This window comes from Klebsiella sp. 141240 (genome assembly GCF_050600805.1).
GTDB classification, from domain to species: domain Bacteria; phylum Pseudomonadota; class Gammaproteobacteria; order Enterobacterales; family Enterobacteriaceae; genus Klebsiella; species Klebsiella aerogenes.
On the sequence record NZ_JAQIRK010000019.1, the window covers coordinates 30,081 to 50,271 of the forward strand.

Annotated in this window: 20 protein-coding genes; 13 read left to right on the forward strand and 7 right to left on the reverse strand. The window is 55.6% G+C overall.

Going from position 1 to position 20,191, the window contains the following annotated elements; all coding sequences use genetic code 11:
* Window positions 1-6: 6 nt before the first annotated feature.
* On the forward strand, window positions 7-975 hold the full coding sequence (hcr, locus tag PGQ95_RS22555) for an NADH oxidoreductase (protein WP_430919408.1): 969 nt from the start codon (window positions 7-9) through the stop codon (window positions 973-975).
* A 468-nt stretch (window positions 976-1,443) separates the two neighbouring features.
* Here hcr and PGQ95_RS22560 read toward each other — a convergent pair whose 3' ends face one another.
* Entirely contained in the window at window positions 1,444-1,878 is a 435-nt protein-coding gene (locus tag PGQ95_RS22560; RefSeq protein WP_113374868.1) for a DoxX family protein, read from the reverse strand.
* 152 nt (window positions 1,879-2,030) lie between these two features.
* On the opposite strand from PGQ95_RS22560, the gene poxB reads away from it, so the two are divergent.
* The 4 genes from poxB to PGQ95_RS22580 all read left to right on the forward strand — a co-directional run bounded on the left by poxB (window position 2,031) and on the right by PGQ95_RS22580 (window position 7,343).
* Window positions 2,031-3,749 carry a ubiquinone-dependent pyruvate dehydrogenase gene (gene poxB / locus PGQ95_RS22565; RefSeq protein WP_271032254.1) on the forward strand — a complete coding sequence of 573 codons (1,719 nt, stop codon included), beginning with the start codon at window positions 2,031-2,033 and terminating at the stop codon, window positions 3,747-3,749.
* Between the two features lie 38 nt (window positions 3,750-3,787).
* On the forward strand, window positions 3,788-4,789 hold the full coding sequence (gene ltaE, locus PGQ95_RS22570; RefSeq protein ID WP_087859976.1) for a low-specificity L-threonine aldolase: 1,002 nt from the start codon (window positions 3,788-3,790) through the stop codon (window positions 4,787-4,789).
* Between the two features lie 10 nt (window positions 4,790-4,799).
* Complete coding sequence (locus tag PGQ95_RS22575) at window positions 4,800-6,242, forward strand: SDR family oxidoreductase (RefSeq protein WP_087859977.1); 1,443 nt, start codon at window positions 4,800-4,802, stop codon at window positions 6,240-6,242.
* A gap of 87 nt (window positions 6,243-6,329) precedes the next feature.
* Window positions 6,330-7,343, forward strand: a complete 1,014-nt coding sequence (locus PGQ95_RS22580; protein ID WP_087859978.1) for an NAD-dependent epimerase/dehydratase family protein — start codon at window positions 6,330-6,332, stop codon at window positions 7,341-7,343.
* A gap of 45 nt (window positions 7,344-7,388) precedes the next feature.
* Here the strand turns inward: PGQ95_RS22580 and PGQ95_RS22585 are convergent, their stop codons facing one another.
* Both PGQ95_RS22585 and PGQ95_RS22590 read right to left on the reverse strand, forming a co-directional pair.
* On the reverse strand, window positions 7,389-8,231 hold the full coding sequence (locus tag PGQ95_RS22585) for an N-acetylmuramoyl-L-alanine amidase (RefSeq protein WP_087859979.1): 843 nt from the start codon (window positions 8,229-8,231) through the stop codon (window positions 7,389-7,391).
* Complete coding sequence (locus tag PGQ95_RS22590; protein ID WP_087859980.1) at window positions 8,219-9,358, reverse strand: GGDEF domain-containing protein; 1,140 nt, start codon at window positions 9,356-9,358, stop codon at window positions 8,219-8,221. Before PGQ95_RS22590 ends, PGQ95_RS22585 begins: the two co-directional genes overlap by 13 nt.
* Window positions 9,359-9,722: 364 nt before the next feature.
* On the opposite strand from PGQ95_RS22590, the gene yahO reads away from it, so the two are divergent.
* The 8 genes from yahO (at window position 9,723) to artJ (ending at window position 16,155) form a co-directional block, all read left to right on the forward strand.
* On the forward strand, window positions 9,723-9,995 hold the full coding sequence (yahO, locus tag PGQ95_RS22595) for a DUF1471 family periplasmic protein YahO (protein ID WP_045396302.1): 273 nt from the start codon (window positions 9,723-9,725) through the stop codon (window positions 9,993-9,995).
* A gap of 302 nt (window positions 9,996-10,297) precedes the next feature.
* Window positions 10,298-11,485, forward strand: a complete 1,188-nt coding sequence (locus tag PGQ95_RS22600; protein WP_430919411.1) for an OmpP1/FadL family transporter — start codon at window positions 10,298-10,300, stop codon at window positions 11,483-11,485.
* A 146-nt stretch (window positions 11,486-11,631) separates the two neighbouring features.
* The gene (locus PGQ95_RS22605; protein WP_430919413.1) at window positions 11,632-12,147 is read left to right on the forward strand and encodes a lipoprotein; all 516 of its coding nucleotides are present in this window, start codon (window positions 11,632-11,634) and stop codon (window positions 12,145-12,147) included.
* A 226-nt stretch (window positions 12,148-12,373) separates the two neighbouring features.
* Complete coding sequence (gene artP, locus PGQ95_RS22610) at window positions 12,374-13,102, forward strand: arginine ABC transporter ATP-binding protein ArtP (protein WP_015367515.1); 729 nt, start codon at window positions 12,374-12,376, stop codon at window positions 13,100-13,102.
* Window positions 13,103-13,121: 19 nt separating this feature from the next.
* Complete coding sequence (artI, locus tag PGQ95_RS22615) at window positions 13,122-13,853, forward strand: arginine ABC transporter substrate-binding protein ArtI (RefSeq protein ID WP_015367516.1); 732 nt, start codon at window positions 13,122-13,124, stop codon at window positions 13,851-13,853.
* A gap of 6 nt (window positions 13,854-13,859) precedes the next feature.
* The gene (artQ, locus tag PGQ95_RS22620; protein WP_015367517.1) at window positions 13,860-14,576 is read left to right on the forward strand and encodes an arginine ABC transporter permease ArtQ; all 717 of its coding nucleotides are present in this window, start codon (window positions 13,860-13,862) and stop codon (window positions 14,574-14,576) included.
* A complete protein-coding gene (artM, locus tag PGQ95_RS22625; protein ID WP_015704859.1) occupies window positions 14,576-15,244 on the forward strand; it encodes an arginine ABC transporter permease ArtM in 669 nt (222 codons plus the stop codon). Before artQ ends, artM begins: the two co-directional genes overlap by 1 nt.
* A gap of 179 nt (window positions 15,245-15,423) precedes the next feature.
* Window positions 15,424-16,155 (forward strand): arginine ABC transporter substrate-binding protein ArtJ, encoded by a 732-nt coding sequence (artJ, locus tag PGQ95_RS22630; protein WP_430919415.1) that lies wholly within the window; start codon window positions 15,424-15,426, stop codon window positions 16,153-16,155.
* Window positions 16,156-16,217: 62 nt separating this feature from the next.
* Here artJ and PGQ95_RS22635 read toward each other — a convergent pair whose 3' ends face one another.
* From PGQ95_RS22635 to PGQ95_RS22650, 4 genes are all read right to left on the reverse strand, one after another.
* On the reverse strand, window positions 16,218-17,690 hold the full coding sequence (locus PGQ95_RS22635) for a sensor histidine kinase (protein ID WP_113374863.1): 1,473 nt from the start codon (window positions 17,688-17,690) through the stop codon (window positions 16,218-16,220).
* Complete coding sequence (locus tag PGQ95_RS22640; protein ID WP_015704857.1) at window positions 17,687-18,403, reverse strand: response regulator transcription factor; 717 nt, start codon at window positions 18,401-18,403, stop codon at window positions 17,687-17,689. The genes PGQ95_RS22635 and PGQ95_RS22640 overlap by 4 nt, the downstream gene beginning before the upstream one ends.
* 77 nt (window positions 18,404-18,480) lie before the next feature.
* The gene (rlmC, locus tag PGQ95_RS22645; RefSeq protein ID WP_430919417.1) at window positions 18,481-19,608 is read right to left on the reverse strand and encodes a 23S rRNA (uracil(747)-C(5))-methyltransferase RlmC; all 1,128 of its coding nucleotides are present in this window, start codon (window positions 19,606-19,608) and stop codon (window positions 18,481-18,483) included.
* A 42-nt stretch (window positions 19,609-19,650) separates the two neighbouring features.
* Complete coding sequence (locus PGQ95_RS22650) at window positions 19,651-20,139, reverse strand: YbjO family protein (protein ID WP_045396319.1); 489 nt, start codon at window positions 20,137-20,139, stop codon at window positions 19,651-19,653.
* Window positions 20,140-20,191 lie beyond the last annotated feature (52 nt).

The following is a 20,191-nucleotide window of genomic DNA, read 5'->3' on the forward strand; positions in this document are numbered from 1 at the left end:
CACCGCATGACAATGCCAACTCAACAGTGCCCGTGGCGAATGCAGGTTCATCATATTCAGCAGGAAACGCCGGACGTATGGACGATTTCGTTGCTGTGCCACGACTACTATCCCTATCGCGCCGGGCAGTACGCGCTGGTTAGCGTGCGCCATTCGGCGGATACGCTGCGCGCCTACACGCTCTCCTCAACGCCGGGGGTCAGTGAGTACATTACGCTGACCGTTCGTCGTATTGACGATGGCGCAGGCTCACAGTGGTTAACCCGCGATGTAAAACGCGGCGACTATATCTGGCTATCGGATGCGATGGGCGAGTTTACCTGTGAAGATAAAACAAACGATCGTTTTCTGATGCTGGCCGCCGGCTGCGGCGTGACGCCGATTATGTCGATGCGCCGCTGGTTGGCGAAGTACCGCCCGCAGGCGGATGTGCAGGTTATCTTTAACGTGCGTTCGCCGAAGGATGTCATTTTCGCCGAAGAGTGGCGTCAATACCCGGTCACGCTGGTGGCGGAAAACGACGCGACGCCGGGCTTTATCGCCGGGCGCCTCACCCGCGAGCTGTTGCAAAGCGTGCCGGATCTCTCCAGCCGTACCGTGATGACCTGCGGCCCGGCGCCTTATATGGAGATGGTGGAACAAGAAGTGACGGCGCTTGGCGTGACGCGTTTCTTTAAAGAGAAGTTCTTTACCCCGGTGGCGGAAGCCGCTACCGACGGATTGAAATTTACCAAGCTGCAGCCGGCGAAAACGTTCTACGCGCCGGTCGGCACCACGTTGCTGGAAGCGCTGGAGAGCAATAAAGTACCGGTGACCGTCGCCTGCCGCGCTGGCGTCTGCGGCTGCTGCAAAACCAAAGTGGTTGCCGGCGAATATAGCGTTACCAGCACCATGACGCTGACCGATGCCGAAATCGCCGACGGCTACGTGCTAGCCTGCTCATGTCACCCGCAGAGCGATCTGGTTCTCGCCTGAGGTCAAAATCCCCGGTGGCGCTAGCGCTTACCGGGGCTACAGGACCGTAGATACTGTTATCGGTTTGCAACGGTTTTGGTCGGGGAAAACATGTGCTTTGTGTTAATTCTGAGCACATTGCGCTCCGATATTTCTTCTGCGTTATGCCCCTCATGGCGCAGGGAGCGCACAGGGGGCGGCCAGTCGCCGCCAACACCGACAGTTTCAGCCAGCATGGTGAATAAATTAAAGGCAGGCCACACTGTTATCGGTTTGCAACTTTTTTAAGAGTTTTCCCGGACGCGGCGCGTTGCGCCTTCTCCGGGCTACCAAATCGCATCGTACTGTAGCCCCGGTAAGCTGCAGCGCCACCGGGGGATTTTGAGATCACCAGCACCAGTAGTGTCAGCCAGCGTGGTGAATAAATTAAAGGCAGGCCGCACGGACCGTAGGCCGGATAAGGCATTAATGCCGCCATCCGGCACTTTTTTACCGCCAGACCGACTGACCGGCCAACGAATAACGACCTGCCCCTAATAGCGCAATCGCCAGCGCGCCGATAAAGAAATAGACCAGGCTTTCAATCGCCCATGCGCCGACGGCATCCAGCGCGAATGTCTTACCTGTCCCAACCATCAGCCAGGCCACCACCATGGTAAACGCCAGCACCAGCGCCGCCGGGCGCGTCAATACGCCAAGAATAAGCAAACAAGGCGCGACGACTTCCCCCACCAGCACGCCGTAGGCAATAAATCCCGGCAGCCCTTTCGCGACCAGCATACCGCTGATGCCATCCACGCCGTCGATTAGCTTATGCAGACCGTGAAATAACATTAAGCCGCCAACGGCAAGTCGTAACAAGAGTTTACCGGCGTCTTCATGCGATAGCGTTTTATTTACTGTATTTAACAATCCCTTAACCATTTGATGTTCTTCCTGTTTTACACCCCGTGTGCTCCCAGAGTATGCGCAATATTCCATCAATAAAACCAGCGAAAAATAAGGGGCAATCGGCAACACAACCTGCAGTTTCATCTAAGCTTGATAGCGTTATCACAAAAAGGAGATGGAAAACCATGAAACAGACCGTGGCGTCATACATTGCAAAAACGCTTGAACAAGCGGGCGTGAAACGTATTTGGGGAGTGACCGGGGATTCCCTCAACGGCTTGAGCGACAGTTTAAACCGCATGGGTACCATCGAATGGATGCCGACCCGCCATGAAGAGGTTGCCGCCTTTGCCGCCGGCGCGGAAGCACAGCTCACCGGCGAACTGGCGGTGTGCGCCGGTTCCTGCGGGCCTGGCAACCTTCATCTGATTAACGGTCTGTTTGATTGTCATCGTAACCACGTACCGGTGCTGGCCATTGCGGCCCATATTCCGTCGAGCGAAATCGGTAGCGGCTATTTCCAGGAAACGCATCCGCAGGAGCTGTTCCGCGAATGTAGCCACTACTGCGAGCTGGTCTCCACTCCTGAGCAAATTCCGCAGGTGCTGGCTATCGCCATGCGTAAGGCGGTGATTAACCGCGGCGTGTCGGTGGTGGTCCTGCCCGGCGACGTGGCGCTAAAACCGGCTCCGGAAAGCGCCAGCAGCCACTGGTATCATGCCCCGCTTCCCACGGTCACTCCGGCGGACGAAGAGCTGCACAAGCTGGCGCAGCTTATCCGCTACTCGAGTAATATTGCCCTGATGTGCGGCAGCGGCTGTGCCGGCGCGCACCAGGAGCTGGTGGAGTTTGCGGCGAAAATTAAGGCCCCTATCGTCCATGCCCTGCGCGGGAAAGAGCACGTCGAATACGACAATCCTTACGATGTTGGCATGACCGGGCTTATCGGCTTCTCTTCCGGTTTCCATACCATGATGAACGCCGACACGCTGATCCTGCTCGGCACCCAGTTCCCCTATCGCGCGTTCTATCCCACCGACGCCAAAATTATCCAGATCGACATCAACCCCGGTAGCATCGGCGCGCACAGTAAGGTGGATATGGCGCTGGTGGGCGATATCAAATCGACCCTGAAAGCGCTGCTGCCGCTGCTGGAAGAGAAAACCGATCGCCGCTTCCTCGATAAAGCGCTGGAGGATTATCGCGAAGCGCGTAAAGGGCTTGACGATCTCGCCAAACCCAGCGAAAAAGCGCTCCATCCCCAGTATCTGGCGCAGCAGATTAGCCGCTTTGCCGACGACGACGCGATCTTTACCTGCGACGTCGGTACCCCCACCGTCTGGGCGGCGCGCTATCTGAAAATGAACGGCAAACGCCGCCTGCTGGGTTCGTTTAACCACGGCTCGATGGCCAACGCCATGCCGCAGGCTATTGGCGCCAAAGCGACCGCGCCGAATCGCCAGGTCATCGCGATGTGCGGCGATGGCGGTTTCAGCATGCTAATGGGGGATTTTTTATCGCTGGCGCAGATGAAGCTGCCGGTGAAAATCGTCATTTTTAATAACAGCATTCTCGGCTTCGTGGCGATGGAGATGAAAGCCGGCGGCTATCTGACCGACGGTACCGAACTGCACGACACCAACTTCGCCCGCATTGCCGAAGCCTGCGGGATCAAAGGGATACGCGTCGAGAAAGCCTCGGAGGTTGATGAGGCGCTGCAAACGGCCTTTAGCACCGACGGCCCGGTGTTAGTCGATGTGGTGGTAGCCAAGGAAGAACTGGCGATCCCGCCGCAAATTAAGCTGGAGCAGGCCAAAGGATTTAGCCTGTATATGCTGCGGGCGATTATCAGCGGACGCGGCGATGAAGTGATCGAACTGGCGAAAACCAACTGGCTCAGGTAAAACAATGCTATCACCCTGAATCAGAACAAGGATATGCCGTGATAGATCTTCGCAGTGATACCGTAACTCGCCCCGGGCGCGCCATGATGGAGGCCATGATGGCCGCCCCGGTCGGGGACGATGTGTATGGCGACGACCCAACCGTCAATGAACTCCAGCGCTATGCCGCTGAGCTCGCTGGTAAAGAGGCGGCGCTGTTTCTGCCTACCGGCACCCAGGCCAACCTCGTTGGCCTGCTTAGCCACTGCCAGCGCGGCGAAGAGTACATCGTCGGCCAGGGCGCGCATAACTATCTGTATGAAGCCGGCGGCGCAGCGGTGCTGGGCAGTATTCAGCCGCAGCCGATCGATGCCGCGGCGGACGGTTCGCTGCCGCTGGATAAAGTCGCGGCCAAAATTAAGCCCGACGATATCCATTTCGCCCCCACCCGCCTGTTAAGTCTGGAGAATACGCACAACGGTAAGGTGTTGCCGCGGGGCTATCTGCAAGAGGCCTGGGCGTTCACCCGCCAGCGTAATCTGGCGCTACACGTCGATGGCGCGCGTATCTTCAACGCCGTTGTAGCGTACGGCTGCGAGCTGCGCGATATCGCGCAATACTGTGATTCGTTCACCATCTGCCTGTCAAAAGGGCTCGGCGCGCCGGTCGGTTCTCTGCTGCTGGGCAGCGAAGCGTACATCCGACGCGCCATTCGCTGGCGTAAAATGGTCGGCGGCGGGATGCGTCAGGCTGGCATTCTGGCCGCCGCCGGTCTGTACGCTCTGCGAAATAACGTTACCCGTCTGCAGGAAGATCACGACAACGCCGCGTGGATGGCGGAACAGCTACGCGCCGTCGGCGCTGACGTGATGCGCCACGACACCAACATGCTGTTCGTGCGCGTCGGTGAGGAGCAGGCGCGCGCCCTCGGCGAATTCATGCAGGCTCGCGGCGTGTTGATCAACGCCTCGCCAGTCGTGCGTCTGGTCATGCATCTCGATGTTAACCGCCAGCAGTTGACGGAAGTGGTCGGTCACTGGCAAGCCTTTTTACAACGCTAAGGAGTCAGGCGTGTCGCAATCTATTCTGGTGCTCGGCGCCAGCGGCTATATTGGCCAGCATCTGGTGCGCGAATTAAGCGCACGAGGTTATCCGGTGTTGGCGGCGGCACGCCATATCGACAGGCTGCAGAAGCTCGATCTTCCCGGCGTCACCTGCCACGCTATCGACCTCAATCAGCCGCAGGATCTCCCTGCTCTGCTTCGCGGGGTTGATACCCTTTACTACCTGGTGCATGGCATGGGCGAAGGCGGCGATTTCATCGCCCATGAACGCCGCGTCGCCGTTAACGTGCGAGATGCCTTGCGTCAGACGCCGGTGCGCCAGGTCATCTTTCTCAGCTCGCTGCAGGCGCCAGCCCAGGAGCAGTCCGACCATCTGCGCGCCCGCCAGGTGACGGCCGATGTCCTACGCGAGTCAGGGATCCCCGTTACCGAGTTACGGGCGGGTATCATCGTCGGCGCCGGATCCGCCGCTTTTGAAGTGATGCGCGACATGGTTTACAACCTGCCGGTGCTTACGCCGCCGCGCTGGGTACGATCGCGCACCACGCCCATCGCGCTGGAAAACCTGCTCTACTATCTGGTGGAGTTACTTAACCATCCGGCTCGCGAGCACCGCGTCTTCGAGGCTGCCGGTCCGGATGTCCTGAGCTATCAGCAGCAGTTCACCCATTTTATGGCGGTCAGCGGCAAGCATCGCCTGTTGATCCCTATCCCCTTTCCGACCCGCTGGATTTCGGTGTGGTTCCTGAACGTTATCACCTCGGTCCCCCCCACCATCGCTAAAGCGCTGATTCAGGGGCTAAAACACGATCTGATCGCCGACGATCGTTCGCTACGCGCGCTGATCCCGCAAACGTTGATTCCCTTCGATCAGGCGGTGCGTCGTACCCTGAAAGAGGAAGAACAGCTGGTGAACTCCAGCGACTGGGGCTACGACGCTCAGGCTTTCGCCCGCTGGCGGCCGGAGTATGGCTACTACCCAAAGCAGGCAGGCTGCACCGTCAGCACCCAGGCGAGCCGTAAGGCACTGTGGCAGGTGGTGAACCAAATCGGCGGCAAAGAGGGCTACTTCTTCGGCAATATCCTGTGGAAAATCCGCGGCGCTATGGACCTGCTGGTCGGCCACCGCCTGGCCAAGGGGCGACCGCAGCATGATTATCTGCAAACCGGCGATACGGTAGATAGCTGGAAGGTGATTATTGTGGAAGAAGAACAACAGTTAACCCTATTGTTTGGCATGAAAGCTCCCGGTCTGGGTCGTTTAAGCTTTACTATTAGCGATAAAGGCGACCATCGCGAACTCGACGTTCGCGCCTGGTGGCATCCACACGGCATGCCCGGCCTGTTCTACTGGCTACTGATGATCCCGGCGCATCTGTTTATTTTTCGCGGCATGGCGCGACGCATCGCCCGCCAGGCCGAGCAAATCACAGGCAAAAACGAAGATTAAGCGTTATTCTTTCATGATTCTCATTGCATACTCGGGAGAATCACGGAAAAATGCGCACGAAATTCTTTTCTGGGACAGTAGATTGATATGAAGGTACTGGTTACCGGTGCGACCAGCGGATTAGGCCGTAATGCGGTGGAATATCTGCGCAACAAGGGCATCAGCGTGCGAGCGACCGGGCGCAACGAAGCGATGGGTAAGCTTCTGAGCAAAATGGGCGCGGAATTTATTCCCGCTGATCTAACCGAACTGGTCTCTTCGCAGGCTAAAGTGATGCTCGCCGGTATTGATACGCTTTGGCACTGTTCCAGCTTTACCTCGCCGTGGGGTACCCAGCAAGCCTTCGATTTAGCCAACGTTCGTGCGACTCGTCGTCTTGGCGAATGGTCCGTTGCCTGGGGCGTACGCAATTTCGTCCATATTTCATCGCCTTCGCTCTATTTCGATTATCACCACCATCGCGATATTCAGGAAGATTTCCGCCCGCACCGCTTCGCCAATGAGTTCGCCCGCAGCAAGGCGGCCAGCGAAGAGGTTATCAACCTGCTGGCGCAGGCGAACCCGCATACCCGCTTTACGATATTGCGCCCGCAAAGCTTGTTCGGGCCGCATGATAAAGTCTTTATTCCGCGCATGGTGCAGATGATGCGCCACTACGGCAGCGTGCTCTTGCCGCGCGGCGGTAACGCGCTGGTGGACATGACTTACTACGAAAACGCGGTGCATGCGATGTGGCTTGCCAGTCAGCCGCAGTGCGACCACTTACCTTCCGCGCGGGCGTGGAATATCAGCAACGGCGAGCCGCAGACGCTGCGCAGCATTGTGCAGAAGCTCATCGACGAGCTGGGCATCAAGTGCCGAATCCGCTCGGTGCCCTATCCGATGTTGGATATTATTGCCCGCAGCATGGAGCATTTCGGTAATAAATCGGCAAAAGAACCGGCTTTCACCCATTACGGCGTTTCGAAGCTCAATTTCGACTTTACCCTCGATATCTCCCGCGCTCAGCAGGAACTTGGCTATCAGCCGATCGTTACCCTGGATGAGGGGGTTACCCGTACCGCCGCGTGGTTAAAGGACCACGGCAAACTGCACGATTAAAACCGTCGCTTACGGCAGCAAACCATCCTGTTTGCTGCCAAAGGTTTACCCTTGCCCATATTTTTCCAGCAACGCCTCGGCGATGGCCTGCGTTTGCGCATCGGCCACGCCGTCCCAGCGTGCCGGCCTGAAGTGCATCTGGAAGGCCATAATCACCCGTTTTTGCTGCGCCGGAGTCATCTCTGGGGTGACCTGATAGCCGTAGCGCGACAGCAGGTCTAACAATTCTCCGCTATCAACCGGTTGCCAACTCGGACGCCCTTGCAGATAAAAGGCGACACGTGAATCATCAGGCCAGGCGCCAATCCCCTGCTGCGCCAGCGCTCGCCACGGGAACAGCGGGCCAGGGTCATCCTTGCGCTGCGGCGCGATATCGGCATGAGCGACGACGTTTTGCGGCTGAATGTGATAGCGGGCAATGATATCTTTCGCCAGCGGGATAAGCGCTTCAATTTGCGCCGGATTAAATGGGGTAAAACGTTTTATATCGCCATTTTTTTGCCAGCCGCGATTTTCCAGCTCAATACCGATCGAGGTATCATTGATGCGCGTGCTGCCGCGCCAGAAGCTGATGCCGGCATGCCAGGCTAAATCTTCCTCCGGCACCAGTTGCCAGATACGCGGTTTACCGTGGTGCAGCGGCGGCTGCTCGGGAATTAAATAGTGTGAACTGACCTCTTTGTCGGTCAGGGTCGCCAGCGAGACATCAAAGTTATCGGCGGTATAGTGAATGACCAGGACTTTAATACGCGGATAGGCCGCCTGTGCCGGATGGCGGGTATCCAACTGATAACCCTGTTTGTCGACAATACCCTGCTCCTGCGCACAGCCTGCCAGTAGCAAAGCGGCAAGCGCAAGCTGGAGAATACGCTTTCCTAATAAGACCATCGATTACGCCCTTCCTGCTTAGCTTTATACAGCGCAGCATCCGCCTGCGCGATCAACTCTGAAGGTGGAGTGCTTCCCTCTGAGGCAACAATTCCCATACTGACCGTCACCAGCGGCCCGGCATCGGATTTGGCATGCGGCAGCGCCGCTTCGCGAATCTTCTGTTGGATCCGCTGCGCCACCGCCGTAGCGTTATCTAATGATTGCAGCGGCAGAACAATCACAAACTCCTCGCCGCCATAGCGCGCCACCATATCATCCTGCGCGCGCACCGACATTTTCAATACCGAGGCGATACAGGAAAGGCAATAATCTCCCGCCTGGTGCCCGTAGTGATCGTTATAACGTTTAAAGAAATCGACATCGAGAATAATAAGCGCCAGCGGCTCTTTACCTTCCCACGCCTGAGCTAAAAAATTGTCCAACGCCCGGCGGTTCGCGGTCGCCGTCAACGCATCCTGATTAGCCATGTTTTCCAGACGGTTAATCAGCTGAATATTCTCCTGATGGGTGTTCCAGGCCTCGTCATACCAGCGCTGCAAGATCTGACGACCGTATACCATAATAGCGGTACATATTCCCCAAAGGATTAAAAAACGTAAATCGACGCCGTGATGTATTTGCACCCCTGCAAGCAACGAGGTAACCCATAAAGGAACAAGATAAGCCGCAATGCCCACCGGGAAATAATAGAGCGCGGCAAGACCGGTGGTCATTAAAATAACCAGCAGCGGCCACGCGAACGGCAATGACCAGAAAATGATGAAGCAGTAACTACTCATCGACCAACATAAACTGAGGATCAACAAGATAGCGGAAATCACTTTTGTAGCATAGGCACCACTTAATATCCGTCCGGAGATAACCATCAGGCAAAGCGCCAGCGAGAAAACAATAATGGCCCCAAGCGCCATTTCCAGATAAGGAATAATATAATGGTTAGACAACCTTTGGTGATCGAACTCGGTGAAAAGAACGTTGCGGAAGATGACCATCAAGGCAAAGGAGATATTGACGAACGCCAGCCACGGCATGCTGCGCGACAGCGCGTGCTTTTGTACATTTTCGCGATTGGCCCACAGCATCGTTCGATTTTCGCGCGGATCCAGCCGTTGTTCTGTCGGCATAGCTACTCCTTTTTCAGCTTCCGGACAATGCGTTAAGCTGTCTGCGGTGACTTTTCTATATGATAAACCATCAGCCCGGGAATGTCTGTTGCCGGCCGCTTCAGCCACTCGCTGCTTAACGTCATTTTCAGCTAACGACAGATAAAAAAGGTCTTACGACCCGATACAGTCTATTGCGCAATAAAAAGCAAGCGTTATCAATGAGAACCACGTCATCTTTTCTTTAAAAAATCGTTAATTAAAGGTCATAAAAATGCAGCATTTCGCTTGAAAAAAAGACGGGCTTGATTCACTCTGAGGGCGCTCATTGGTTAGTTAAAACAAGGGCATGATGATAGCAAGATAAACAATGGAGATTAATAATATGAAATATGCAGCTTTAGTGGCAGGTGCAGCATTGTTTTTAACCGCGAACGCATTTTCTGCAGAAATTCTGAGCAAAGAAGATTTCGCTAAGGTACAGGGTCAATACCACAAAATTGGTACCATCTCCTCTACCGGACAAACTGCGCCGAGCGATGCGCGCGAAGAACTGATCAAAAAAGCCGATGAAAAAGGCGCTGACGTTGTGGTTCTCTCTTCCGGCAATACCGATAAGAAACTGCACGTATCCGCGAATATCTATAAGAAGAAATAATTAGTTATTACTGATTTAGAAACATTATCATCGCATGGTGATAATGTTTCTTACTTATTACTCGGCGAACATTTATTTTTATACTCTTTTTCCATTTACCCCTCGTTAATAGTCATATCAAATATGCGCCATCATCAGGATGGTCATTCGCATAACGTTTAAAAATAGCTAAACCACTCCGTTATCGGACTCGCAATACATCCCCCGGACTATCAATATAAATCCGATGCTATAACAGATATGCCCACTATACTTTTGTGGCATAAGAATATGCTCGCGTTTTACATTACCGCAGGTGGCAAATGAAAAAAATCGCATTCCTTATTTCTGGGTTGCTCTGCTCTGGCTTCAGCCATGCCAGCGCACTCTATTTTTATGAAATCGGCACCGAAGACGTCGGCCTGGCAGGCGCAGGTCAGGCCGCCCGCGCGCAGGACGCCTCCACCATCGTCACCAACCCAGCCGGCATGACCCGGCTTCCTGACCATATGTTTACCGGCGGCGCGCAGGTCATGGGCGGCGATATCCCGTATCAGATGAATAACGAACACGGCGGTAATAGCCCTGGTAACGTGATGAATCTGTTTCCTAACGCCAGCGGCTTTTACGCACAGAAAATTAACGATGATTTATATGCCGGGATTGGCTTGTACGGCAACTACGGTTTAGGCATCGATTTTGGCAACTGGGCCGGCGATCGTCTTATCAAGAAAAGCACCATGGTGGCGATGACGCTGAGCCCGTCGCTGGCGTGGAAACTTAACGATCGGCTCTCTGTCGGCGCATCGGCCAACCTGAACTACGGTTATTTATCGCTGACGCGCAACGTCGACGGTAATGATGAGAAAGATAAAGATCATGACTGGGCGATGAGCTACCGTCTGGGCCTGCTGATGCAGTTGACCGACCAGACGCGCGCCGGCATCACCTGGAACAGTAAAACCGATTATGACTTTAACGTTAAGGGCAAAGCGCGTTTCCCAAACTTACCTAACGTCTCGTATGATTTACCACTCTCCGCCCAGGTCCGCGCGCCGCAGCAAATCATGGTCAGCATGGTGCACGATATCAATAAACAGTGGTCAGTCATGGGCGATCTCGGCTGGCAGGACTGGAGCCAGTTCGGCAGCCCGCAAATCACCGTTGCCGGTCACGAAAGTCATAAAAATAACCGCCTGAAGGATTCCTGGCATAGTGCCGTCGGCGTGCAGTACCGGCCGACCGAGCAATGGCGTCTGAACGCCGGTGTCGGTTTCGACAGTACGGTTTATGATTCGCAAAGCGACACGGCGCTCTCCCTGCCAACCGGCGATGAGTGGCGCTTCGCTACCGGCGCGCAATACCAGATAACCCCCGCCAGCAATATCGGCGTCGCGGTCTCTTATCTGCACATGCAATCTTCCCACGTAAAATCACCGGAAATCGTCTCCGGCAGCTACGATCACCCTTACCTGTGGTTCGCCAGCGTCAACTATAGTTATCAATTCTGATACGCCGGCTGCCCGCACAAGAGGCGCGGGCAGCCGATGGCCGTTGTCACATCAAGGTCTTAGCTCTTTGCGTCAAGTACAATTGTCGCGCTTACGCTATGCTTTAGCAGAATCTAACAACGTAGTGAGTTCATAAGGAAATCATCATGCGCTACAACATTCTTGCACTTGTTTTGCCTTGCGCACTGGCGCTGAGCGCCTGTACCACCGTGACCCCGGCTTATAAAGACAACGGCACCCGCAGCGGTTCCTGCATCGAGGGCGGCCCGGACGAGGTAGCGCAGCAGTTCTATGATTATCAAATCCAGCATCGCAATAACGATCTCACCGCGCTGCGCCCGTATCTGAGCGACGATTTGGCTAAACTGCTGAACGACGCTCGTCAGGACCCATCGCGTAACGCGCTGCTGCAATCAAATCCATTCTCCAGCAGTTCTACCCCGGCGGATAGCGCCGACGTCGCCAGTGCCTCAACCATCCCGAACCGCGATGCGCGCAATATTCCGCTGCGCGTTGAATTAAAACAGGGAATCCAGAGCTGGAAAGATGAAGTGCTGATGATTCAGGAAGGCCAATGCTGGGCGGTTGATGATGTCCGCTATCTTGGCATAAACAGCCACGCTCCGGCCGGCTCGCTGCGTCAGAGTCTTGAGAAACGCTAATTTCGGCGTTAAAGCCACCCCGCTGAAACGATAACCCCGGTAAAATGTCGGTATTCCGTGCGGTAATGCCGACATTTGTTCCCCCCTACCACACGAACCCATATTTTGTGCTAACTTTAGTGATAAATGTGGTTTACATTTAACTTTTAACGCATAAATATTGCATAACTATTCTGTCAAAGGTACTATTTGCGGCCTCAATAGCTATTTGTATCAGACTGCCCAGATGAGTATTAAACTAAACGGCATTAATTGCTTCTACGGCGCGCACCAGGCGCTGTTCGACATCACGCTGGATTGCCCGCAGGGGGAAACGCTGGTGCTCCTCGGCCCAAGCGGCGCCGGTAAAAGCTCGCTGCTTCGCGTACTCAACCTGCTGGAGATGCCGCGTTCCGGTACCTTAAACATCGCCGGTAATCAATTCGACTTCACCAAAGCGCCGTCTGACAAAGCTATTCGCGAGCTGCGCCAGAATGTCGGGATGGTCTTCCAGCAGTACAACCTGTGGCCACACCTGACCGTGGTACAAAACCTGATCGAAGCCCCGTGCCGCGTGCTGGGCTTAACCAAAGATCAGGCGCTGGCGCGCGCCGAAAAACTACTTGAGCGTTTACGCCTTAAACCTTACAGCGACCGCTATCCGCTGCATCTGTCAGGTGGTCAACAGCAGCGCGTAGCGATAGCCCGCGCGCTGATGATGGAGCCGCAGGTGCTGCTGTTTGATGAACCCACCGCCGCGTTGGATCCGGAAATTACCGCCCAGATCGTCAGCATCATTCGCGAACTGGCGGAAACCGGAATCACCCAGGTTATCGTTACCCACGAAGTGGAAGTGGCGCGTAAAACCGCCAGCCGCGTGGTGTATATGGAAAACGGGCATATCGTTGAGCAAGGGGATGCTAACTGCTTCGCGCATCCGCAAACCGACGCCTTTAAAAACTATCTTTCACATTGATGTTTTCGGGGAAATAACGATGAAAAAAGTACTGATTGCCGCTCTGCTCGCGGGCATGAGCCTTTCCGCTACCGCAGCCCAGACTATCCGTTTCGCCACCGAGGCCTCCTACCCTCCGTTTGAGCTGGTAGACGCCAACAACAAAATCGTCGGCTTTGACGTCGATCTGGCTAACGCGCTGTGTAAAGAGATGGACGCGACCTGCACCTTTACTAACCAGGCTTTCGATAGCCTGATCCCAGGGCTGAAATTCCGCCGCTTCGACGCCGTCATGGCCGGTATGGATATCACCCCTGAGCGTGAAAAACAGGTGCTGTTCAGCACCCCGTATTATGAAAACTCGGCGCTATTTGTCGGCCAGCAGGGCAAGTTCACCGGCATTGACCAACTGAAAGGCAAAAAAGTTGGCGTGCAGAACGGTACTACCCATCAGAAATTCATCACTGATAAGCATCCTGAAATCACCACCGTTCCTTATGACAGCTACCAGAATGCCAAACTGGATCTGCAAAACGGCCGCATTGACGCCGTCTTCGGCGACACGGCGGTAGTGACCGAATGGCTGAAGAGCAATCCGAAGCTGGCGCCGGTGGGTGATAAAGTGACGGATAAAGACTACTTCGGTACCGGCCTCGGCATTGCGGTTCGTCAGGGCAATACCGAGCTGCAGCAGAAATTTAACGCTGCGCTGGAAAAAGTGAAGAAAGATGGGACGTACCAGACCATCTATAGCAAATGGTTCCAGAAGTAACGCTGAATGAACGAATTTTTTCCATTAGCAAGCGCCGCCGGGATGACCGTCGGCCTTGCCGTTTGCGCGCTGGTCATCGGCCTGGTGCTGGCGATGCTTTTCGCCGTGCTGGAGTCGGTGAAATGGCGCCCTGTGGCATGGCTGGCGACCGGCATCGTGACGATTTTACGCGGCCTACCGGAAATCCTGGTGGTGCTGTTTATCTACTTTGGTTCCTCGCAGCTGCTGCTGACGCTGTCTGACGGTTTTACTCTCAATCTTGGGTTTGTGCAGATTCCGGTACAGATGCAAATTGAAAACTTCGACGTCAGCCCGTTCCTCTGTGGCGCCATTGCGCTTTCCCTGCTCTATGCCGCCTATGCCTCGCAGACCCTGCGCGGCGCCTTGAAAGCGGTGCCGCAGGGGCAGTGGGAGTCCGGACAAGCGCTGGGTTTGTCAAAGGCGGCGATATTCTTTCGCCTGGTGATGCCGCAGATGTGGCGCCATGCCCTGCCGGGCCTGGGCAACCAGTGGCTCGTATTGCTGAAAGATACCGCGCTGGTCAGCCTTATCAGCGTCAACGACCTGATGCTGCAAACCAAAAGTATTGCTACCCGTACTCAGGAGCCGTTTAACTGGTACATCATTGCAGCAGCGATTTATCTCGTCATCACCCTGTTGAGTCAATACATCCTCAAGCGTATTGACCAGCGTGCGACGCGCTTCGAACGGAGACCAGGTTGATGCTCGATTACTTACCCGAACTGCTGAAAGGGCTGCATACTAGCCTGACGCTGACGGCGGCATCGATCGTCGTGGCGCTGATCCTGGCGCTGATCTTTACCATCGTCCTGACGTTAAAAACGCCGGTGGTGGTATGGATCGTCCGCGGCTATATCACGCTGTTTACCGGTACGCCGCTGCTGGTACAGATCTTCCTGATCTACTATGGACCAGGACAGTTCCCGTCATTACAGAATTACCCGGTGCTGTGGCATCTCATCTCTGAGCCCTGGCTGTGCGCGCTGATCGCCTTGTCGTTAAACAGCGCGGCTTATACTACCCAGCTGTTCTATGGCGCCATCCGCGCCATTCCGGACGGCCAGTGGCAGTCCTGCAGCGCGCTGGGGATGAGCAAGAAGGATACGCTGGCGATTCTGCTACCGTATGCTTTTAAACGCGCCCTCTCCTCGTACTCTAACGAAGTGGTGTTGGTCTTTAAGAGCACCTCGCTGGCTTACACCATCACGCTGATGGAAGTGATGGGCCATGGCCAGCTGCTTTACGGGCGCACCTATGACGTGATGGTCTTCGGCGCAGCCGGCATCATTTATCTGGTAGTGAACGGCCTGCTGACGCTCTTGATGCGTCTGGTGGAAAGAAAAGCGCTGGCCTTCGAGCGCCGTAACTAACATCACGAAATGCATAAACAGTAAATAATGAAACGGGTAAGTGCTATTGCTTACCCGTTTTTTTTATAACCAATAAAATAAACATACAACTTTATTGCATATAAATTCATTTAGTGGCATTGTGAACTTCAGCCGTAAACCGGCACAACATCATAAGATTGACCGACGGGAGTCCCACTATGAAAAAGTTAGTTCTGGCCGCACTGCTTAGCTCTTTCGCCTTTGGCGCCGCTGCCGCGGAGAAAATCAGCTTTGGCGTTTCCGCGACCTATCCGCCATTTGAATCCATGGATGCGAATAACCAGATTGTCGGTTTCGATCTCGATCTGGCCAAAGCGCTGTGTAAGCAAATGCAGGCCGACTGTACTTTTACCAACCACGCTTTCGACAGCCTGATCCCGGCGCTAAAATTTAAAAAGTATGATGCGGTGATTTCCGGCATGGACATCACGCCTGAGCGTAGCAAACAGGTCGCGTTTACCGACCCATACTATGCCAACTCGGCGCTGGTGATCGCCAAAAAAGACGCGTACCACTCTTTTGATGACCTGAACGGTAAGCGTATCGGCATGGAAAACGGCACCACGCACCAGAAATACCTGCAGGATAAGCACCCGGAAGTCAAAACCGTCGCTTACGATAGCTACCAGAATGCCATTATCGACCTGAAAAACGGCCGTATCGACGGCGTCTTCGGCGATACCGCGGTGGTCAACGAATGGCTGAAGACCAACCCGCAGTTAGGCGCGGCGACGCCGAAAGTAACCGACCCGCAGTACTTCGGTACCGGCCTCGGCATTGCGGTGCGCCCGGATAATAAAGCGCTGCTGGAAAAACTCAATGCCGCGCTGAAAGCGATTAAAGCTGACGGAACCTACCAGAAAATTAGCAACCAGTGGTTCCCGGAGTAAGACCTGCGCTTCCCGGCTTATGGCGCAACCGCCTGAGCCGGGCCTATCGGCAACGCTCTCCCTCACAACGGCAGGGTAAACTGGAAACAGGCCCCTGCCGGTACTTCCAGCAGGCGAATATCGCCCCCGTGCAGTTGCAGCATCCGGCGAACAATCATCAACCCCAGCCCGCCCCGTGATGCGCTCTGCTGCCCCGGTTCCAGTACCGATGGCCGCTCAAACAGATTGGCCCGTAATTCACCGGCGACGCCCGGGCCGCTATCGGCCACCTCGACCACCACCTGCGCCCCCTGCAGGCGCGACGACAGACGAATTTCGCCCCCATGCGGAGTGTGGCGAATGGCGTTATCCAGCAGATTGGTTAATACCCGCTCCATCATCGAAAGGTCAGCCTCAACCAAAGGCAAGCCTGACGCCAATTCCAGGCGCAGACGGATTTCGCGGGTGGCAATCGCCAGATCGAATTTTTGCGCCACGTCCTGAATCAGCTCAGCAAGGATAAACTTTTCCGGCTGCGGCTTGATACCGCCATGTTCAAGGCGAGCCAGCTCAAATAGCTGTTGTGAGAGATGACGGACTTTATTTCCCTGGCGTAGCGCGATATTCAGATACTGCTTGCGCTCCTGCGCCGTCAGGCGATCATCCTTAAGCGATAACGTCTCCAGATATCCCAGCAGCGAAGTCAGCGGCGTGCGCAGGTCATGCGAAATATTGGCAATGAATTCCCGGCGCTGACGATCGCTATCAGCCAGCCGATCCCATTGCCCGGCGATCTGCTGCGCCAGTTCGATAAACCGGTTATGCAGCAGCGCCACTTCATTTCCGGGATGCGGGTCCGGCGCCTGCGCCGCCAGCGCCTTAATCGCGCGAATGCTGTCGCTATCACCCGCCGCCACCAGCGCCGTCAGCTGGCGTACAGGGCGTGTCACCCAGTACCACGCCAGGCCGCCGGCCAACAGGCCAAACAACGCCACCAGCAGCAGGGTCCATAGCAGCAGGCTCCACAGCGTCTTCTGCCAGGCGCTCTGTGCCAGTTCATTAAACGTTTCGCCCTGCAGAATAATATAAAGATAGCCACGTAGCTGGCCGTCAAGGCGTAGCGGCGCGGCGCTAAATACTTTTTGCTGGTCCACGCTGCGCGGATCGTCGCCATAAATCGGCCACGCGCCGCCGGAGAGAAACGTCTGCACCGGCGCCATGGCAATGCGCTGGCGTTTAATGTGCCCCGGCGGCGCGGCATCCGCCAGCAGCTCGCCATCCGGCGAAACGAGGTACAGCTCGACGCTTGGGTTAAACACCATCAGACGGTCGAAGAGTGGTTTCAACGCCGCGCGATCCACCTCGCCGCGGGCGTTGAGCAGCGGCTCGCGGGTGGCAATCTGCTGCGCCAGACCGGCGGAAAGCCGTTGCACCATGACGTTACCGTACTGCGCGCTGCTATAGAGCTGGAGCAGACAAACGGACAGCGCGCACAGCAGCAGCAAGGCGATAAACACCAACGACAGCCGCTGGCTGAGGCTGAGTCGGCGGATCATGACTGCGCCCCGGCGCTATAGGGCGCAAATTTATAGCCCTTCCCCCAGACGGTAAGAATAATGTCCGGCTCTGCCGGGTCGCGCTCTATTTTCGTACGCAGGCGATTGATATGCGTGTTGACCGTATGTTCGTAGCCTTCATGCTGATAGCCCCAGACGCTATCCAGCAGCGCCAGGCGCGAAAAAACTTCGCCGGGATGGCGGGCAAAGTAATACAGCAGATCGAATTCGCGCGGCGTGAGGTCTACCAGTTCACCGCGTAGCCTGACTTCCCGGGAAAGCGGGTCGATATTCAGGCCGTGGCAGGCGATACGTCCGGCATCCATCAAGAGATTTTGTCCCATCGCTTCCTGACGGCGGAACACCGCCTTCACCCGGGCAATCAGCTCCAGCAGGGAAAAAGGTTTCGCCAGATAATCATCGGCCCCCATTTCCAGCCCCTGCACGCGCTGGGTTTCGCTGGAACGGGCGCTAATAATAATCACCGGCAGATAGCGCGTTTGCTGGCGGATGCGACGGCAAATCTCCAGCCCGTCGACGTTGGGCAACATCAGGTCAAGAATCACCGCATCCCAGACGCCGTTATCCAGCTGGCGCAGCGCCTGCGCGCCGTCCGCTTCATGCACGATTTGATACCCTTCATCCTGCAGATTCAGGCGCAACAAAGCCGCGATATCATCATCATCTTCCACCAGCAGGATTTTTTTACTCATCAGATTCGCTCCACGAATTTCACGCTCGTTTCATAAAGCTTACCCGATTTCAGCCGCTTAAAGAGTTCACATTTTGTTTAAACTTCACGAACCAGCAGCGTCAGCACTTCATAATGCGCGGTATGTGGAAACATATCGAACAACTGTACTCGCTCAAGGCGATAGCCCTGCAGACGATCAATATCTGCGGCCATTGTCCGGGCGTTACAGCTCGAATAAATGATATACGGCGGCGCCATGCGGCTTAGATAATCGCACAGTTCGGCGCCGATGCCGCGCCGCGGCGGGTTGACCAGCACCAGCTGTGGAATATCGTCTTCATGCGTCGCGAATTGCGTGGAATCCAGCGCCTGAAAATGAAGATTGGTTAATCCCAACTGGGCCGCGGATTGCTTCGCGCAGGCGATGGCTTCCGGGGCGATTTCGATCCCGGTAAGACGCATCTGCGGGGTTGCGCAGTGCAGGCCGAAACCGCCGACGCCGCAAAATAGATCCCACATGTGGTTGACCGGCAGCGCGCGTACCCAGTCGCGGGCGGTCGCATAGAGCTGGCTCGCCACCGCCGGGTTGGTCTGGAAAAAGCTTTGCGGGCGGATCCACAGCGGTACGCCGTTAAAGTTCTCCGCCAACGCCTGTTGATCGCTGAGGAAAATCTCCTCCTCCCCTTCCATGATAGCCATGTGCACGGGCTGAATATTGGCGGTAATCACCTTAAGCTGCGGCAACTGCTGCTGTAACCACGGCAGCGCGGCGCGCAGCTGTTCAAGCTTAGCCGCAGAGCGCAGGACGAAACGCAACATCATGCCGCCCTGCTGGCTTTCGGTCAGCAGCAAATACTTCAGTTCGCCGCGCTTGCGGGCAACGTTATAGGGGGTGAGTCCGGCGCGGGCGATAAACGGCTTCAGCGCGGCGAAAACCGGCGCGAAACTTGGCGGGTACAGCGGGCAATCGGTGAGATCTTCCGGGGTGCCATCGCGATGCAGCATGCCGAGCAGCGGGCGCTCTACGCTACCGCTTACGACCATTTTCGCTTTGTTGCGAAACGCCGTCTCCGGACCTGAGACCGGAGCAAGCCATGTCGCCACCGGATGACTCGCCAGCAGTTCGCGCAGGTTCGCCATTTTATCGGCGAGCTGTTGCGTCAATGGCAATTCCAGCCACTGACAGGAACGGCAGCGGCGCGCGTCGTAAAGTGCGCAATGCATAAGAAGACCTTCAAGAAAACCGGGGCGGGGATTGTATCACCGTTATTGCAAGCGGAAAAACCGTCGGCACGACGCCGGGATAAACAATAGCGCCAGCACCAGCAGATCCGGCAGCTTTTGCAGAAACAGCGCATGGAGAATTTCCCGCTTCGACTCGCCGGCCACGCTGAACAGTTCCGGATAGCCGTAGCCAATCGAGGCCGCCCACAGATAAGAGATGACGATGATTTGCGTCAGCAGGTAGAGCCAGCGCGCCCAGTTGCGGCCTTTCACCAGCGAAAAGGCGCACCAGATCTCGATAAACACCAGCGCCAGGCTCGCCAGAAACACCAGCGTCAGGGCCCAGGTTTGCACACTACGATGAATAAAATCGGCAATCCCCTGCACGCCGAGCTGATTGAGGATCATTAACAGATCGAGACCGCGAATTAAGATAATAGCGAAGGCCGCCACCTGTACCAGCACAGGGACGTTAAGACGAGCATGAGACGATCGAGTTTTTGTAAACAATCCCAACGTAAAGTCATCCATGAAAACGGCGCCACGAGTGCGGCGCCGATAATAGGCTCTGTTAGCGATTTTA

Excerpts from the sequence above, each read along its gene's own strand:
- artJ (WP_430919415.1), top strand. The coding sequence starts at position 15,424 with ATGAAAAAGTTAGTTCTGGCCGCACTGCTTAGCTCTTTCGCCTTTGGC.
- PGQ95_RS22635 (WP_113374863.1), bottom strand. The coding sequence starts at position 17,690 with ATGATCCGCCGACTCAGCCTCAGCCAGCGGCTGTCGTTGGTGTTTATC.
- PGQ95_RS22650 (WP_045396319.1), bottom strand. The coding sequence starts at position 20,139 with ATGGATGACTTTACGTTGGGATTGTTTACAAAAACTCGATCGTCTCAT.
- PGQ95_RS22585 (WP_087859979.1), bottom strand. The coding sequence starts at position 8,231 with ATGGTCTTATTAGGAAAGCGTATTCTCCAGCTTGCGCTTGCCGCTTTG.
- artM (WP_015704859.1), top strand. The coding sequence starts at position 14,576 with ATGCTCGATTACTTACCCGAACTGCTGAAAGGGCTGCATACTAGCCTG.
- PGQ95_RS22600 (WP_430919411.1), top strand. The coding sequence starts at position 10,298 with ATGAAAAAAATCGCATTCCTTATTTCTGGGTTGCTCTGCTCTGGCTTC.
- PGQ95_RS22560 (WP_113374868.1), bottom strand. The coding sequence starts at position 1,878 with ATGGTTAAGGGATTGTTAAATACAGTAAATAAAACGCTATCGCATGAA.
- rlmC (WP_430919417.1), bottom strand. The coding sequence starts at position 19,608 with ATGCATTGCGCACTTTACGACGCGCGCCGCTGCCGTTCCTGTCAGTGG.
- yahO (WP_045396302.1), top strand. The coding sequence starts at position 9,723 with ATGAAATATGCAGCTTTAGTGGCAGGTGCAGCATTGTTTTTAACCGCG.
- hcr (WP_430919408.1), top strand. The coding sequence starts at position 7 with ATGACAATGCCAACTCAACAGTGCCCGTGGCGAATGCAGGTTCATCAT.
- PGQ95_RS22605 (WP_430919413.1), top strand. The coding sequence starts at position 11,632 with ATGCGCTACAACATTCTTGCACTTGTTTTGCCTTGCGCACTGGCGCTG.
- PGQ95_RS22580 (WP_087859978.1), top strand. The coding sequence starts at position 6,330 with ATGAAGGTACTGGTTACCGGTGCGACCAGCGGATTAGGCCGTAATGCG.
- PGQ95_RS22640 (WP_015704857.1), bottom strand. The coding sequence starts at position 18,403 with ATGAGTAAAAAAATCCTGCTGGTGGAAGATGATGATGATATCGCGGCT.
- artP (WP_015367515.1), top strand. The coding sequence starts at position 12,374 with ATGAGTATTAAACTAAACGGCATTAATTGCTTCTACGGCGCGCACCAG.
- poxB (WP_271032254.1), top strand. The coding sequence starts at position 2,031 with ATGAAACAGACCGTGGCGTCATACATTGCAAAAACGCTTGAACAAGCG.
- PGQ95_RS22590 (WP_087859980.1), bottom strand. The coding sequence starts at position 9,358 with ATGCCGACAGAACAACGGCTGGATCCGCGCGAAAATCGAACGATGCTG.
- artI (WP_015367516.1), top strand. The coding sequence starts at position 13,122 with ATGAAAAAAGTACTGATTGCCGCTCTGCTCGCGGGCATGAGCCTTTCC.
- artQ (WP_015367517.1), top strand. The coding sequence starts at position 13,860 with ATGAACGAATTTTTTCCATTAGCAAGCGCCGCCGGGATGACCGTCGGC.